We start from the raw sequence: 15,493 nt of genomic DNA, 5'->3' as shown, positions 1-15,493 counted from the left end.
GCCGGGCATCACGTCGTAGGCGGCGGTGGTGGGTTGTTCTGGATCGCAGCGGCCCCCGCGGCGCCTTGCACGACCTTACTCTCTATTTGACGCTCGTCGCCCTTGTAGTTCTTGATGAATACGTCCACCTGCCGGAAGGCAATCTCGATACCTTCCTTCGGGAATTCCCGGGTGATCCAGCGCCCGATCTCGTCAGCCACGGCCATCCGGTCGCCGAGTTCGCGGACGTAGACGCGCAGCTCGTGGTCGAGGGTGCTTTCGTTGAACAGCAGGAAGAACACACCGGGCTCCGGGTCCTTGAGGACCCGCGGATTCTCCCGTGCGCCCTTGAGCAGCAGATCGTGCACCTTGTCCAGGTCCGTACCGTACGCCACGCCGACCTTGATGACGACACGGGTCATGGTGTCGGTGAGCGTCCAGTTGATCAGTTGGCTGGTGATGAAGGTCTTGTTCGGAACGATGATTTCCTTGTTGTCGGCATCGGTAATCGTCGTTGCGCGGATACGGATCTTGCTTACCGTCCCAGTGAGGTTGCCAATGGTGACGAGGTCGCCGATACGCACCGGGCGCTCGAACAGGATGATCAGGCCGGAAATGAAGTTGGCGAAGATTTCCTGAAGGCCGAAACCCAGTCCCACGGACAGGGCAGCAACCAGCCACTGCAGCTTGTCCCAGCTCACGCCGAGCGTGGACAGCGTCGACACCAGACCCAGCCCCATGATCGCGTACGACAACAGTGTGGTCATCGCATAAGCGCTGCCCTGGGCGAGCTTGAGTTTCGACAGGACCAGCACTTGCAGCAGACCAGGTAGGTTGCCGGCCAGCATTACGGTAACCCCTAGCAGGATCAGCGCGCCGATAACGTTGAGCAGGGTGATCGGCACCTGGACCGCCGCCGTGCCCGTGCCGCTCGTGTACTGGTAGAGCGTGATGTTGTCGAGGTAGGTGAAGACCCCGATCAGGTCCGCCCATACCCAGTAGAGCCCGAACAGGAACAGGCAGAACAGGACCAGGCGCAGGATACGCAGCGACTGCTGGTTGATCTGCTCCATGTCCAGGACCGGCTCTTCGACGACAACTTCCGGATTGTCCACGCCTTCCTTGAGCTGCGCTTCCCGCCGCGCCAGCGCACGCTTGTAGGCCAGCCGACGCGCGGCGACAGAGAGGCCACGCACGGCGGCGGCTTCAATGACCGTCCAGAGCATGAAGATGTACAGCGTACCAATGAGGCGGTCTGTGAGCTTGAGAGCGGTGTAGTAATAGCCGAAGCCGACCGCCATGATCATGGCCAGGGGAAGCATGCTGAAGATCAGCCCGAGCATCAGCCTGAAGGGCGGGGCGTTTTCGCTGGCAGGACCGCGCAGCAGCAATTTGACGAGCAGCCAGGTCATCATTCCGTAGCAGGCGATGACGACCAGAATTCCCAGTACGTCGTCCGCGAGCAGCACAGGCTGCTGTTCAGCAAGAATGACCACGGCGACCAGCGCCATCACGACCAGGCCGAGCCGGCGTATCCCATTGTGAAGGAAGGCCACCTGCGCGGGATTCCAGCGGAAATGCAGTTCGGCGACGCCTTGGGGCTTGAGGATGCGATACGCCGCATAGAATATCAGCCAGGCTTTCGCCATCTGGATCAACGCCGTGCCGACCGTCGCGTTCTGGCCGCGCGCGTCCAGCAACAGCGCATAGCCGCACAAACCCAGACCCAGCGCGACCGGCAGCGCCAGCATGATGTTGAACAGCAGCGCCTTGGGGGTGTGCAGCTGGCTGTCGCGTTTGACGTTGCCGATGTCCTTGTGGGTAACGGTCAGACGCTCGGCAATCGCCTTGCGGCGCCAGGTCAGCAGCCCGATGACCAGGAGCAGCGGAAGGAAAACGAGTGGGTGTTGGGTCAGTCCAACACCCAAATCATGGACTGTTCCAAGCCAGGGCAGCGTCGTGATCTGCTGCCACAGCCGTGTCGGCATGGTGCGGAACCAGCTTGCATCCATCGGCGAATTGCTCGGAATCCAGAACATCTGCTCTTCGAGCGTCGCGTTGAGCTGGGTGACCGTATTGGAAAGCTGCGTCTGGTTCAGCTGCAGGGTAATGGATTCGCTGAGCAATGCGCTTAGCTCGCGGCTCAGGCGGTCAAGCAGGTCAGCCCGCTGCCGGACCAGATCCAGCAACTGCCCACGCAGTTCGACCGCCTGTGGGTCGTTGCTGTCGGCGATAAGCTTTTCGACGAATGCGGATGGGTCGGCGATCTGGTCGCGCTCCTGATTGAGCTCGAACTGGTACAGCCGAATATCCGCGATCTGCTCGGCCAGGTTGTGATCGAGCTTGACCGTCGGCAAGGCCTGCTGCTGCTGATAGAGCACGCGCGCCAATAGCAAGCTGCCGCGCAGGACTGAGATTTGCTCTTCCAGTGCCTGGTTGACCTGATTCAGGCTGTCCAGGCGCTGCTGTGTCTGCAGGTTGTCCTGGGTCACTTCGTTGAGGCGGTCGGTCGCCCGCAGCAGGTAATCGGAGAAGCGCAGGTTGGCGTCTCGCTGGCTGGCGAGCAGCCCATCACTGATGCCGTTATCCGCCTCCTTGGACAACTCGGCGAAGGTCTCCGCCGAAAGTGCCCGGCGCCGCGCATTGATCAACGACTGCAGGTCCAGTACTTCCTTTTCCTGCCGAGCGATACGCTCGGTCAGCACTTCTCGCTGTGCGTTGCCGAGGTCCTGGAGCACGCTGTTGCCAGCGAGCTGGGCACGGCGCAACTGATTCTGGATATCGAGCGTGGCCAGCTCGATGTTCAGCTGGTCGATCTGGTCCTGGTTCAGCGACTTCGCCGCGCCTTCCTTGCCGCTCTTCAGCTGCTGATTGATCTGCTGGGCGCGTGTCTGGTTGGCTCCGATCTCGGCCTGTGCCCGCTCGGGGCGGGTTTGCGATGTCGTGATCAGGCTATTGGCGTCGCTCAGCGCCCGCTGCCATTCATTGAGCTGGCCATTGCGCTCCGACAGCTGTTTTTCCAGCTCTGGTATCGGGGCGTTCGCGTAGCGCTGCTGAATATCGGTGGGCGGCGTTTCCTTGAGCTGCTTCAGGTCGCGCTGGGCCTGCTCGATCAGCTTCGGTGCGTCGGCGAGTTGCTGTCTGAGCGCTTCCAGGGCCTCTCGGCTTTGCTGTTGGGTCTTGAGCAGCGCCAGGCTGTTTTCGAGCGTCTGCCTCACTGTCGCCTGTTCGGTTTCCGGCAGCTTGCGATCGGCCAGCGAGTCCAGGTTGGCCTGGATTTTTTCTGGCGTGGGCGCGTCGGCGGCCCAGGGCGAAATACCCGGGATCAACCCGAGGAATAGGGTCAGGGTCAGAGCGTGCAGAAAGCGCATGGGAAAATGCCGAATTAAAGAGTGACGACAGGCACCCGCGCACCGTCGACCGATGCCGACGATGTGCGGGGCGGGCTCAGAAAAACCCGAGTGGCTTCTGGCCGTCGGGGAATTTCACACCGATCTTGCGAATCTCGTTGGCCTCCATCTGGGCGACGGTCCAGGTCAAACCGTTCCATTCGACCTGGTCACCCACGATAGGCTGGCCACCAATCTTGTGCTGGATGAACGGACCGAGCTGCTGCGCTCCGTCCGCATCCTCCAGCGTGAGCCCATAGAGTGCCGCGATCGCACTCAGTTCCGCATCTGATTCCAGAACGAAGTCACCAAAGAAGCGAAGATCCTGGCCGCGTTCCGGCGCCTGGCTGAAGAGCTTGCCCAGCGCCGGCAGGTTCTTCTCGTGGCCTACCACGCAAAGGATGTCGCCCGCCGCCAGCCGGGTACTGCCGGACGGGTGAAGCAGCTCGCGGCCCCGGAATAGCGCCGCGATGCGGGTGCCTTTGGGCATCTTCAGATCCCTTAGCGGGGCGCCAATGCACCACTTCTCGGCCCCCAGGCGGTAGACAAACAGCTCCCACTCGCTGGTCGGATGCACTTCAAGCCCCGTCCTGGAGAAGGGGGCGGGATCCGCTGGTACCGTGACCTTCAGCTTACGGGCAGCCAAAGGCAACGTGGTGCCCTGAAGGAGCAGCGAGACCATCACGATGAAGAAGGCCACATTGAAGAACAGCTGCGCATCGGGCAGGCCCGCCATGAGCGGGAAGACCGCCAGGATGATGGGCACCGCGCCGCGCAGACCGACCCAGGCGATAAAGGCTTTCTCACGGTCGTGGTAAGCCTTGAAGGGCAAGAGGCTGATGATGATCGACAGTGGCCGCGCGAACAGAATCATCCAGAGCGCCAGCGCCAGAGCCGGTATCGCGATAGGTAGCAACTCGTGCGGCGTGACGAGCAACCCAAGCACCAGGAACATGCCGATCTGCGCGAGCCAGGTCAGGCCGTCGAGCATATGAAGGATGCCCGACCGGGAGCGAATAGGCTGGTTGCCCAGGTACAGACCAAAGAGGTAGACGGCCAGGATGCCGCTACCGCTGGCGGCGTTGGTGACGGCGAAGATGATCAGGCCGCCGCTGACGACCAGCAACGGGTACAGACCGCTTGCCAGAACCAGTCGGTTCAGCAGGCGCAGCAGCAGCCAGCCGCCGATGAAACCCATGAGTATTCCGATGCCGAATTGCTTGATGAGGTGCAGGAGGAAGTCGATTGGCGAGCCTGTAGTGTTGCTGCCGATCATCTCGATGAGCGTCACGGTAAGGAAGACGGCCATCGGGTCGTTGGTGCCCGACTCGATCTCGAGCGTGGCGCTCACCCGCTGGTTAAGGCCCCGCCCACCCAGCAGGCTGAATACCGCAGCGGCATCCGTTGAGCCAACGATGGCGCCGATCAGAAGCCCTTGCATCCACGTCAGATCGAACAGCCAAGCCGCGGCGACACCCGTCAGCCCCGCGGTGATGAGTACCCCTACCGTCGAGAGCGCCAGCGACGGCCACAGCGCGACCTTGAAGGTCGCTGCTCGCGTTCGCATGCCGCCGTCCAGCAGGATGATCGCCAGCGCCAGGTTGCCGACCAGATAAGCAACCGGGTAATTATCGAAGACGATCCCACCGGGACCATCCTGGCCGGCCACCATGCCGACGCCAAGGAACACCACCAGAATGGGAATGCCGAACCGCGACCCGAAGGCACTGGCCAGGATGCTGAGGCCGACGAGGGCGGCGCCAATCAGGAAGAGGGTGTTGATTGTGTGGGCATCCAAATGAAACAGCTCCGCAATGAAACGAACAGCGTAGCGCCGCGCATGGGCGCGCAGGGCGTGGGTCAGAGTAGGCGTTTGAAGCGCAGGTGCGCCAGGCTTCGATAATTGCCGCAGATGATGCGCGGTGCAAGCACGGCAACATTCGGTAGCCCAATGCGCCTTGTCGACGGGTTAAACTGCGCGATCGTCAGGAGCTTGCCATGAATTACCGCCACGCCTTCCACGCCGGCAACCACGCCGATGTGCTCAAACACCTCGTTCTGTGCCGACTGATCCATTTGATGTCGCGCAAGGAGACGCCGTTCGCTTATGTCGACAGCCATGCCGGCGTTGGCCTGTATGACCTGCTGGGCAGCGAAGCGAGCCGCACCGACGAGTGGCGCGAAGGGGTGGGACGGCTGTGGTCGATCGAGAATGTTCCGGCCGAAGTGGCGGACTATCTCGCGCTGGTGCGCTCGCTCAACGCCGATGGTGCCCTGCGCTACTACCCGGGCTCACCCGAGATCGCCCGCCGCCTGAGCCGCGAGCAGGATCGCCTGCACCTTAACGAGAAACACCCGGCAGACGGTCCGGCGCTCAAGGCCAACATGGCCGATGATGACCGTGTGGCGGTGCATCTTGGAGAAGGCTGGCAAGTGCCGCGTGCGCTGCTGCCGACTCGCGAAAAGCGCCTGCTGATGCTCATCGATCCACCCTTTGAAGCGGTGGATGAAATGGAGCGTTGCGTTACCGCACTCGATGATGCGATCGGCCGAATGCGTCAGGCGGTGGTCGCCATCTGGTACCCCATCAAGCAGCCGCGCCAGTTGAAGCGCTTCTATCAGAATCTCAAGCACAGCCGCGCACCGAAGCTGCTACGCGCCGAGTTGATGGTTCACTCTCCCGAGAGCAATGACGGCCTCAATGGCTCGGGCCTCGTGATCAGCAACCCTCCTTACGGTCTGGAGGACGAACTGCGGCGTTTGCTGGCCTGGCTTGCCAGTGAACTGGCGCAAACCCAGGGCGGTTGGCAACTGGACTGGCTAATCGCGGAAAGCTGATCGCGCCAGTCTGCCTGGTCGAGCACCGCGTTCTACGTGGATGGCTTCGGGTATCCACCCTACGGCTCTGGCGTATAGCCGTAGGGTGGAATGCCGAAGGGCTTCCACCGTTTACCGCGAACGACGCGCCCGCGAGGCGGCGGCCCGATGCCGGGAGGCCGCGCTCCCGAGGGCACTGTTTGCGGGTGCGGTTACGCGTTGCGATGCTGACGGTTTCGGTGGGTTACGCGTTGCTAACCCACCCTACGGCTAAGACGGCGATCCCCGTAGAGTGGAAAACGGCGAAGCCTTTTCCACGCGTGCAAAGCCGAAACCTGCACGATTTTTCCACCTGCATCAGGATGCATCGAATACGTCGCGTTCCTGGGCGCTACAGCCCCAATTCACTCAATGACGGATGGTCATCCGGCCGGCGGCCCTGGACCCAGCGGAACAGGCGTTCGTCTTCGCGGATGGGCAGGTCATTGATACTGGCGTGGCGTTCGGTCATGAGACCTTGGGCATCGAACGCCCAGTTCTCGTTTCCATAGGAGCGAAACCACTGGCCTTGAGCATCGTGCCACTCATAGGCGAATCGAACCGCGATGCGATTGTCCGTGAATGCCCAAAGCTCCTTGATCAGCCGGTACTCCCGCTCGCGCTGCCACTTCTCGGTGAGAAAGGCGACGATGGCGTCTCGACCATTGAAGAAAGCACTGCGGTTACGCCAGCGGCTGTCTTCGCTGTACGCAAGCGAGACTTTTTGGGGATCGCGGCCATTCCAGCCGTCTTCGGCAGCGCGAACTTTCTCGGCGGCGGTCGTGGCATCGAAGGGCGGCAGAGGCGGGCGGGATTCGCTCATGGGGCTGGCTCCGGTGAGGGGTTTGCCATGCTCGCGCCATTGGGGCGTGTTGTTAAGGTCAATCGTCGTATGAATCACGGATACGGCTGAAGACGCTGGCCCGGCGAGGCACCGCCGGGCGCGTCGGACACGTCAGACGAAGGCCTTGCCGTCCAGCACGGCCTTGCGCCAATAGGTCATGCGAACGTCGCCCGGCAGGCCGACCTGCGTGAACGGGTCCTGATCCAGGAACGCCTTGGCTTCCTGTTCGGTTTCGACATCCAGAATGTAAGTGCTGCCAGTCGCCGCGCCCTCGGCATTGAGTTTGGCGCCGCAGGCCAGCAGCTTGCTTGCGTTCTGACGGAGGAACTCGAGGTGGTCGGGACGGTTGTCGGCGCGCAGTTGGGCGCTGTCGGGCTTGTCGAAGGTTTCGATGTAGTAGGGCATATAGGCTCCGTCGCCAGTGGGTGAAGAATCACAGCATAGCGACTTTGCCCGGTAGCGGAAGGTGCCGTGAAGGTATCGAACACTGGCGGCAATGCACCGCCAGTGTTCGATGAGGCGTCAGGCTGCGCTGAATTGCCGGTGCGGGTCGATGACGAATTTCTTCGGTACGCCCGCATCGAATTCGCTGTAGCCCCGTGGCGCCTCATCCAGGCTGATCACTTGGACCCCAACGATGTCGGCGATGTTGATGCGATCCCACATGATGGCCTGCATCAGCTGGCGGTTGTACTTCATGACCGGCGTTTGGCCGGTGTGCAGGGTGTGGGACTTGGCCCAGCCCAGGCCGAACCGCACGGACAGACTGCCCTGCTTGGCTGCGGCATCCACGGCGCCTGGGTCCTCGGTCACGTACAGCCCTGGGATGCCGATCTTGCCAGCGACACGGGTGATCTGCATGAGCGAATTCAGAACGGTAGCCGGTGCCTCGCTTTGTGAACCTGAGTGGCCGTGCCCGCGCGCTTCGAAACCGACTGCATCGACAGCGCAATCCACTTCGGGCTCACCCAGAAGGTTCGCGATCTGTTCGTGCAGCGGCGTGTCCTGCGAGAGGTCAACCACCTCAAAGCCCTGCGACTTGGCGTGCTGAAGTCGCGCCGGGTTAAGGTCGCCCACGATCACGACCGCCGCGCCAAGCAGACGGGCAGAGGCTGCTGCTGCGAGCCCAACTGGACCTGCGCCGGCAACGTAGACGGTGCTGCCCGGCCCGACACCCGCCGTTACGGCGCCGTGGTAACCGGTTGGAAGGATGTCCGATAGGCAGGTCAGGTCGCGGATCTTCTCCATCGCCTTGTCGCGATCAGGCAGCTTGAGCAGGTTGAAGTCGGCGTACGGCACCAGTACGTACTCGGCCTGGCCGCCGGTCCAGTCGCCCATGTCCACGTAGCCATACGCACCGCCGGCGCGGGCCGGGTTCACGGTGAGGCAGACGCCGGTGTGCTGTTCCTTGCAGGAGCGGCAGCGTCCACACGCAACGTTGAAAGGCACCGACACCAGGTCGCCGATCTGCAGGCGCTCGACGTCACGCCCCTTCTCGATCACCTCGCCCGTGATTTCATGGCCAAGCACCAGCCCGACCTGCGCGGTCGTGCGGCCGCGCACCATGTGTTGGTCGGAGCCGCAGATGTTGGTGGAGACCACCTTAAGGATGACGCCGTGTTCGATCTTGTTGCCGCGTGGGTCCTGCATCTTCGGATAGTCAATCTTCTGGACCTCGACCTTGCCGGTACCGAGGTAGACGACGCCGCGATTGTCAGACATGGGAATCTCCTTTGTTGTTGTAGATACATCTGCGTGACGGTGTCGCGCAGCGGATGTATTCGGAGTTGCGTTTCGTCTGTTGCACCACCGACTGCAGGCTGGTGGCGGGTTTGTCGTGGCTCAATTCGGCGCATGCCAATCGAGCCACCGTGGATTCAGAGCACTACCGTCCGATTGGCATTAAGGAAGACGCGTCTTTCGAGAAAGTAGCCCACGGCGCGCGCGAGGGTCAGGCATTCGATATCGCGGCCCTTCGCAACGAGATCCTCTGGATAGTGAGCGTGGTCCACGCTCTCGACGCCCTGCGCAATGATCGGGCCTTCGTCGAGATCGTTGTTGATGAAGTGCGCCGTCGCACCGACCAGCTTCACGCCCTTCTGATAGGCCTGGTGATACGGTTTGGCGCCCTTGAAGCCGGGCAGCAGGGAGTGGTGGATGTTGATGGCCCGACCATCGAGCCGGTTGCACATATCAGCCGAGAGCACCTGCATGTAGCGCGCGAGAATGACCAGCTCGGCACCCGTCTCCTGGACCACGCCCAGCACCTTGCGCTCCTGTGCCGGCTTGTCGTTCGGATCGAGCGGAAAGTGGTAGTAGGGGATGCCGTGCCACTCGGCCAGGTGGGCCAGGTCCGGGTGATTGGAGATCACGGCGGTGATCTCCATGGGCAGCTGGCCGATGCGCTGGCGGTAGAGGAGGTCGTTAAGGCAGTGGTCGGCCTTGGAGACCATGATCACCACCTTGGCGCGATAACCCGGCGGGATGAGTTCGGTATGCATCTGGAACGGCGCCACGCAGTCGGCCAGCCCGCTCCGGAACGCGGTTTCGTCGAAGCCATCGGGCGCTTTGAATTCCACACGGATGAAAAAGCGGCTGGCAAGGCGATCATCGAAGCTATGGTGCTCGGTGACATAGCAGCCCTGTTCGAACAGAAACCGCGTGACCACATCGACCGTTCCCAGAAGGCTGGGGCACTGCGCGGTGAGAATCCAGGTATCGGGGGTGCGGCTCATAGGGGCTTCCTGATCGACCGATTTGAGTGTGTGGCGGTCGCAGACGGCTTCGGAAATCGGTGTGCCGTGCTCACCCTGCGACCCTCCACGGCGCGGTTACGCCGTGATCGCCAGGCCATATTCGCCGCTCGCATCCTGCAGCCACGCCCAGGTGTAATCGGCGAAGCTTCGGCGGACGAGCAACTCATAGGTGTCCTGGCCAATATGGCGGATATAAAGCGACGATTTGGCAAAAATGCTGCCGACAGCCTTGCCAACGGGGAACGTGTTGGGGTGGACGTCGTAGCTGGTTGACTTCATCAGGACATCCCGCGCCTTCGGCCCGCTGAGCTCGAGGATGGTCTGGCCGCCGCTGACATTGACGACCTGAATGTGCTGCCCATCGAGCGCTGCCCGCAGGTCCTGCTCCACACGAAACTCTTCGCCGCGCGGCACGATGATCAGGAATTCATCTGGGGACATCCATTGAATCGATCGGTCGCCCTGGCTCACGACGCACAGCGCAGCGGGCAGTTCCAGACCCAGCGCGCGGTGCACACCTTCGGCAAAGCCGGTATCGCGGCTGTCGCCACGAAGGGTCAGGTGGCCCAGCAGTGCCTTTTCGCGGAGGGTGACACCGGCGCCCGCCGGACCCTTGCCGACAAGCTCTGGAAAGCCGGCATGGTGCAGGGGGGACTCGGCCTTGACGGTCTCGTCGGGGCGTTGCAGGTAGACGTTTGCGGCTGTCATGTCGTCTGTCCTAATCAAGTGAAGCGTTCGCGCCGAGGAGGCCTACGCTTGCGATCTGTATCGGAGCCCAATGGGCCGTTCATTCGTGCCGTGAGTCCGGAGAGTTCCGTTGCTCAGGGGTATCCCATCTGAACGGAGGGCAGGCCGTGCCCGCCCTCCGCATCGCTTCAAACCACGTTCTGCCGTTCACCCTTGGGATCGTAGAACACCGAGCTTACGATCTCCGCCTCGATCAACCTGCCATCTCGGGTCGGTGCGTAGACCTTCTGCCCCATCTTGTTGAGGCCACCCTTGACCAGTGCCAGCGCAATGCCGTGGCCGAGCGTGGCGCTCATGTAGCTGGAGGTGACGTGGCCGGCCATCGGCATCGGCTTGGGATGGTTTGGGTCGAAGACCACCTGCGTACCTTCCGGCAGCACATCGCGCGGATTCACCGGCTTGAGGCCCACCAACTGCTTGCGCTCGTCCTTCAGCGTGTCCTCGCGGTTCATCCCGCGCCAGCCAATGAACGAGAAGGGCTTGGTCTTGCCGACTGCCCAGCCCATGCCCAGATCGAACGGGGTCACGGTCGAATCCGTATCCTGGCCGACGATGATGAATCCTTTTTCCGCACGCAGGACGTGCATCGTCTCCGTGCCGTAAGGCGTCAGGTTGTAGGCCTTGCCCGCCTCGGCGATCGCTTCGAGTACACCCATGGCGTAGTCCGCCTGGATGTTCACCTCGTAGGAAAGCTCGCCGGTGAAGGAGATACGGAAGACACGTGCCGGGACACCTGCCACTTTGCCTTCCTGCCAGGTCATGAACGGGAAACCATCCGGCGACAGGTCGATGTCGGTTACCTGACTCAGCAGTTTGCGGCTGTTGGGACCGGAGAGGGTCAGCGTTGCCCAGTGGTCGGTCACCGAGGTGAAGTAGACCTTCAGCTCCGGCCACTCGGTCTGGTGATACAGCTCCAGCCACTGCAGCACGCGAGCCGCGCCGCCGGTCGTGGTCGTCATGAGGAAGTGGTTGTCGGCAAGGCAGGCGGTGACACCGTCGTCGAAGACCATGCCGTCTTCCTTGCACATCAGGCCGTAGCGAGCCTTGCCCACGTCCAGTTTGGTCCACGCGTTGGTGTAGACGCGGTTGAGGAACTCGCGGGCATCCGGACCCTGGATGTCGATCTTGCCGAGGGTGGACGCATCGAGCAGGCCGACGCTTTCGCGAACTGCCTTGCATTCACGTGCGACGGCAGCGTGAAGATCCTCGCCCGCCTTGGGGAAATACCAGGGCCGCTTCCACTGCCCGACGTCCTCGAACATCGCGCCCTGGCGATCGTGCCAGGCTTGAAGGGCGGTGTAGCGCTTGGGCTCGAACAGGGTGCCCGCATTGCGGCCTGCAATCGCGCCGAAACTGACCGGCGTATAGTTCGGCCGGAACATGGTGGTGCCCATTTGCGGGATGCTGACACCCAGGCAACGCGCCGCAATGGCAAGGCCATTGATGTTGCCGAGTTTGCCCTGATCCGTGCCGAAGCCCAGCGCCGTGTAGCGCTTGACGTGTTCGACCGACTCGAAGCCTTCCCGTACGGCCAGCTCGATGCCAGCCGCCGTGACGTCATTTTGCAGATCGACGAATTGCTTGGGTGCGCGTGCCGTGGGTTTTTCGTGAGGCACCTGGAACAGCGCAAGCGTTGGCTCTTCGATGCGCTTCTCGGCCCGCGGCAGTTCGCCTGAGACGGCTGAGAAACCTGTATCCGCGGCTGCCTTGGCGCCGGCCTCGAAACCGTCTGCCAGCACATCGCCCAGGCTGAAGACGCCATTCACGGCGCCCGCGCAAACCCGCGCCTGAACGCCCAGGCTGTTGCCTGGTACGAACGCAAGGATGTCTTCCTGCCAGGTGGGACGCCCGCCCAGGTGAGACGCGAGGTGGACCACAGGGCTGTAACCGCCGGAACTTGCGATGAGGTCGCAGTCGAGCCATTCGCCCGGGCTGCGGACCTTGAAAGCGACCGGATCGACCGCTGCGATACGGGCGGCTTCCACATGGCGGCTGCCCTTGACGTCGATGACCGAGCTACCGGTCAGGACGCGGACGCCACGCGAGCGTGCTTCTTCGACCCAGGTTCCGCGCGGGTTGGGGCGCGCGTCGGCCACGGCCACGACCTGCAGCCCAGCGTCGAGCCAGTCGAGCACGGTCTTGTAGGCATAGTCGTTGTTCGTTGCCAGTACCAGCTTGCTACCGGGTGCGACGCCATAGCGCCGAACATAGGTCGAGACAGCCCCGGCGAGCATGTTGCCCGGTACGTCGTTATTGCCATAAACCAGCGGCCGTTCGTGTGCGCCGACGGCCAATACGACCTGCTTGGCACGGACGCGATGCAGGCGCTGACGCGCCTGGCGCGCAAAGGGGCCACGCGGTGCGGAGTCGCCGATGTGGTCGGTGCAGCGCTCGTGGATGGTCAGGAAGTTGTGGTCGTGATAGCCGTTCACGGTGGAGCGGGGCAACAACAGGACCTCAGGGAGGGTCTTGAGCTCGTCTACGACCTTGGCGACCCAGTCCATCGCCGGCATGCCGTCGAGTTTCTCGCGGGTATCGAGCAGGCTGCCGCCAAACTCTTCGCCCTCGTCCGCGAGAATCACGCGGGCACCACTGCGAGCGGCGGCGAGTGCCGCGCTCAGGCCAGCCGGGCCGGCACCGATCACGAGCACGTCACAGTGACGGTTCATGTGGTCGTAGATGTCCGGATCGTTCTCCGTCGGGGCGCGACCGAGGCCGGCAGCCTTCCGGATGTACTTCTCGTACGTCAGCCACATGTTCTGCGGATACATGAACGTCTTGTAGTAGAAGCCGGGCGGCATCATCTTGCCGCCGACCTTGCCCAGGATGCCCATGAGGTCGTTGTTCACGCTCGGCCAGCCGTTGGTGCTGCTGGCAACGAGGTTGGCGTAAAGCGCCTGCTGGGTCGCACGTACGTTGGGGATCTGAGTGGCTTCGCTCGCGCCGATCTGCAGCACGGCGTTCGGCTCCTCGGCACCCGCCGCAACAATGCCGCGTGGGCGCGAGTACTTGAAGCTGCGGCCGATGATGTCCACGCCATTGGCGAGCAGGGCCGAGGCGAGGGAATCGCCGGCATAACCCTGGTAACGCTGGCCGTTGAAGGTGAAGGCGAGCGGCTTGCTGCGATCGATACGGCCACCCTGACCGAGACGACGGATCTGGCTCATATCGTGGCTCCTTGCGCTTGGGGCTTGGGCTCGTCAACGGACTCGGCGAACGTCGGCTTCTCACCGATCTTGTACGTCTCGAGGATCTCGTAGCTCACCGTGTGGCGAGTGGCGTTGAAGTATTTGCGGCAACCGGCGGCATGCAGCCACAGCTCGTGGCGCAGGCCTCGCGGGTTGTCGCGAAACCACATGTAGTCGCCCCACTCGGCATCGCTGCAGGCGGACGGATCGAGCGGGCGCGCGATATGCGCTTCGCCCGCGGGTGCGAACTCTTCCTCGGAGCGTGATTCCCCGCAATGGGGACAGAAGATGTACAGCATGGCGGTCTCCTACAGCGGCCTGGCTCCTGTAGGGTGGGTTAGCCCTGTAGCGGCTTAACCCACCAAGCGATGGTCCAGGCAGTGTTTTTGTATCTGTCGGTTGGCCTCGGTGGGGGATGCTGTTGGCTAACCCACCGTACGGTTCATACGTCGAATCAATGCGCTACGGCGGCTGCGCCGTGCTCGTCCACCAGCGCGCCGGTATGGAAGCGCTCGATGGAGAACGGTTTGGCCAGCGGATGCGGTTCGCCCTTGGCCAGGGTGGCGGCAAAGACGTGGCCCGAACCGGGCGTGGCCTTGAATCCGCCGGTGCCCCAGCCGCAGTTGATGAAGAGATTCTTGACGGGCGTGGTGCCAATGATCGGGCACGCGTCGGGCGAGGTGTCGACGATACCGCCCCACTGACGGTTCATCCGTACCCGGGATAGAACCGGGAACATCTCGACGATCGCCTCGACCGTGTGCTCGATGACGGGGTACGAACCGCGCTGCCCATAGCCGACCCAGCCGTCGATACCGGCGCCGATGACCAGGTCACCCTTGTCGGACTGGCTGATGTAGCCATGCACGGCGTTCGACATGATCACGCAGTCGATGATGGGTTTGATCGGCTCGGACACCAGCGCCTGGAGCGGGTGCGCCTCGACCGGCAGGCGGAAGCCGGCGAGCTTGGCCAGCGGACCGGTGTTGCCCGCCACAACCATGCCGACGCGCTTGGCGCCAATGAACCCCTTGTTGGTCTCAACGCCAATGACCGCGCCATCCTGCTTGCGAAAACCGGTGACCTCGGTCTGCTGGATCAGGTCGACACCGAGGGCATCGGCCGCCCGGGCATAGCCCCACGCGACGGCATCGTGACGCGCGTTGCCCGCGCGGCGTTGTACGGAGGCGCCAAGGATGGGATAGCGTGTGTTCTTGCTGCAATCCAGATACGGAATCTCCTCGGCAACCTGGCGGGTGTCGAGCACCTCGTTGGGGATGCCGTTGAGAATATTCGCGCTGACCAGCCGCTCGGCGTCGCGCAGGTCCTGCAGCGTATGGCAGAGGTGGTAGCAGCCGCGCTGGGAAAACATGACGTTGTAGTTCAGGTCCTGGGACAGACCTTCCCACAGCTTCAGGGCGTGTTCGTACAGCGCGGAGGAATCGTCCAGCAGGTAGTTCGAGCGGACGATGGTGGTGTTGCGCGCGGTGTTACCGCCGCCCAGCCAACCTTTCTCGATGACGGCCACGTTGGTGATGCCGTGAACCTTGGCCAGATAGTAGGCCGTGGCGAGACCGTGGCCGCCGCCGCCAATGATGACCACGTCATAAACCGGCTTGGGCGTGGGATTGCGCCACATGCGCTGCCAGTTCTCGTGGTGGCTGAAGGAGTGCTTGAACAGGCCAAAGCCGGAATAGCGCTGCATGTCGTGGCTCCTGAAACGCGTCGCCCGCT

11 protein-coding genes are annotated in these 15,493 nt (G+C 62.7%); 1 reads left to right on the top strand and 10 read right to left on the bottom strand.

Annotation, left to right across the window (positions count from 1 at the left end; translation table 11 throughout):
* Positions 1-8 precede the first annotated feature (8 nt).
* Together mscK and ACY8D3_RS16560 are read right to left on the bottom strand one after the other, a co-directional pair.
* Positions 9-3,350 carry a mechanosensitive channel MscK gene (gene mscK, locus ACY8D3_RS16565; protein ID WP_462379907.1) on the bottom strand — a complete coding sequence of 1,114 codons (3,342 nt, stop codon included), beginning with the start codon at positions 3,348-3,350 and terminating at the stop codon, positions 9-11.
* A 76-nt stretch (positions 3,351-3,426) separates the two neighbouring features.
* A complete protein-coding gene (locus ACY8D3_RS16560; protein WP_462379906.1) occupies positions 3,427-5,166 on the bottom strand; it encodes a potassium/proton antiporter in 1,740 nt (579 codons plus the stop codon).
* Between the two features lie 200 nt (positions 5,167-5,366).
* Here ACY8D3_RS16560 and ACY8D3_RS16555 point away from each other — a divergent pair, with 200 nt between their 5' ends.
* The gene (locus tag ACY8D3_RS16555) at positions 5,367-6,206 is read left to right on the top strand and encodes a 23S rRNA (adenine(2030)-N(6))-methyltransferase RlmJ (protein WP_462379905.1); all 840 of its coding nucleotides are present in this window, start codon (positions 5,367-5,369) and stop codon (positions 6,204-6,206) included.
* Positions 6,207-6,576: 370 nt separating this feature from the next.
* Here ACY8D3_RS16555 and ACY8D3_RS16550 read toward each other — a convergent pair whose 3' ends face one another.
* The 8 genes from ACY8D3_RS16550 to ACY8D3_RS16515 all read right to left on the bottom strand — a co-directional run bounded on the left by ACY8D3_RS16550 (position 6,577) and on the right by ACY8D3_RS16515 (position 15,464).
* Positions 6,577-7,047: a nuclear transport factor 2 family protein gene (locus ACY8D3_RS16550; RefSeq protein WP_462379904.1), complete on the bottom strand. Its 471-nt coding sequence runs from the start codon at positions 7,045-7,047 to the stop codon at positions 6,577-6,579.
* A 132-nt stretch (positions 7,048-7,179) separates the two neighbouring features.
* Positions 7,180-7,473: a YciI family protein gene (locus ACY8D3_RS16545; protein WP_462379903.1), complete on the bottom strand. Its 294-nt coding sequence runs from the start codon at positions 7,471-7,473 to the stop codon at positions 7,180-7,182.
* Between the two features lie 117 nt (positions 7,474-7,590).
* Entirely contained in the window at positions 7,591-8,790 is a 1,200-nt protein-coding gene (gene fdhA, locus ACY8D3_RS16540) for a formaldehyde dehydrogenase, glutathione-independent (protein ID WP_462379902.1), read from the bottom strand.
* 155 nt (positions 8,791-8,945) lie between these two features.
* Positions 8,946-9,803: a formyltetrahydrofolate deformylase gene (purU, locus tag ACY8D3_RS16535; protein WP_462379901.1), complete on the bottom strand. Its 858-nt coding sequence runs from the start codon at positions 9,801-9,803 to the stop codon at positions 8,946-8,948.
* Positions 9,804-9,899: 96 nt separating this feature from the next.
* Positions 9,900-10,532: a sarcosine oxidase subunit gamma gene (locus ACY8D3_RS16530; RefSeq protein WP_462379900.1), complete on the bottom strand. Its 633-nt coding sequence runs from the start codon at positions 10,530-10,532 to the stop codon at positions 9,900-9,902.
* Between the two features lie 167 nt (positions 10,533-10,699).
* The gene (locus ACY8D3_RS16525) at positions 10,700-13,738 is read right to left on the bottom strand and encodes a sarcosine oxidase subunit alpha (RefSeq protein WP_462379899.1); all 3,039 of its coding nucleotides are present in this window, start codon (positions 13,736-13,738) and stop codon (positions 10,700-10,702) included.
* The gene (locus ACY8D3_RS16520; protein WP_462379898.1) at positions 13,735-14,058 is read right to left on the bottom strand and encodes a sarcosine oxidase subunit delta; all 324 of its coding nucleotides are present in this window, start codon (positions 14,056-14,058) and stop codon (positions 13,735-13,737) included. The genes ACY8D3_RS16525 and ACY8D3_RS16520 overlap by 4 nt, the downstream gene beginning before the upstream one ends.
* Positions 14,059-14,213: 155 nt before the next feature.
* On the bottom strand, positions 14,214-15,464 hold the full coding sequence (locus ACY8D3_RS16515) for a sarcosine oxidase subunit beta family protein (RefSeq protein ID WP_462379897.1): 1,251 nt from the start codon (positions 15,462-15,464) through the stop codon (positions 14,214-14,216).
* Between the last annotated feature and the right edge of the window lie 29 nt (positions 15,465-15,493).

This window comes from Pseudomonas sp. Marseille-QA0892, assembly GCF_054950135.1.
Note: the sequence above shows the minus strand (reverse complement) of the source record. Positions and strands in the feature narration are given on the sequence as shown.

Coding starts and splice junctions, on each gene's coding strand:
- mscK (WP_462379907.1), bottom strand. CDS start 3,350: ATGCGCTTTCTGCACGCTCTGACCCTGACCCTATTCCTCGGGTTGATC.
- ACY8D3_RS16555 (WP_462379905.1), top strand. CDS start 5,367: ATGAATTACCGCCACGCCTTCCACGCCGGCAACCACGCCGATGTGCTC.
- ACY8D3_RS16550 (WP_462379904.1), bottom strand. CDS start 7,047: ATGAGCGAATCCCGCCCGCCTCTGCCGCCCTTCGATGCCACGACCGCC.
- ACY8D3_RS16545 (WP_462379903.1), bottom strand. CDS start 7,473: ATGCCCTACTACATCGAAACCTTCGACAAGCCCGACAGCGCCCAACTG.
- fdhA (WP_462379902.1), bottom strand. CDS start 8,790: ATGTCTGACAATCGCGGCGTCGTCTACCTCGGTACCGGCAAGGTCGAG.
- purU (WP_462379901.1), bottom strand. CDS start 9,803: ATGAGCCGCACCCCCGATACCTGGATTCTCACCGCGCAGTGCCCCAGC.
- ACY8D3_RS16530 (WP_462379900.1), bottom strand. CDS start 10,532: ATGACAGCCGCAAACGTCTACCTGCAACGCCCCGACGAGACCGTCAAG.
- ACY8D3_RS16525 (WP_462379899.1), bottom strand. CDS start 13,738: ATGAGCCAGATCCGTCGTCTCGGTCAGGGTGGCCGTATCGATCGCAGC.
- ACY8D3_RS16520 (WP_462379898.1), bottom strand. CDS start 14,058: ATGCTGTACATCTTCTGTCCCCATTGCGGGGAATCACGCTCCGAGGAA.
- ACY8D3_RS16515 (WP_462379897.1), bottom strand. CDS start 15,464: ATGCAGCGCTATTCCGGCTTTGGCCTGTTCAAGCACTCCTTCAGCCAC.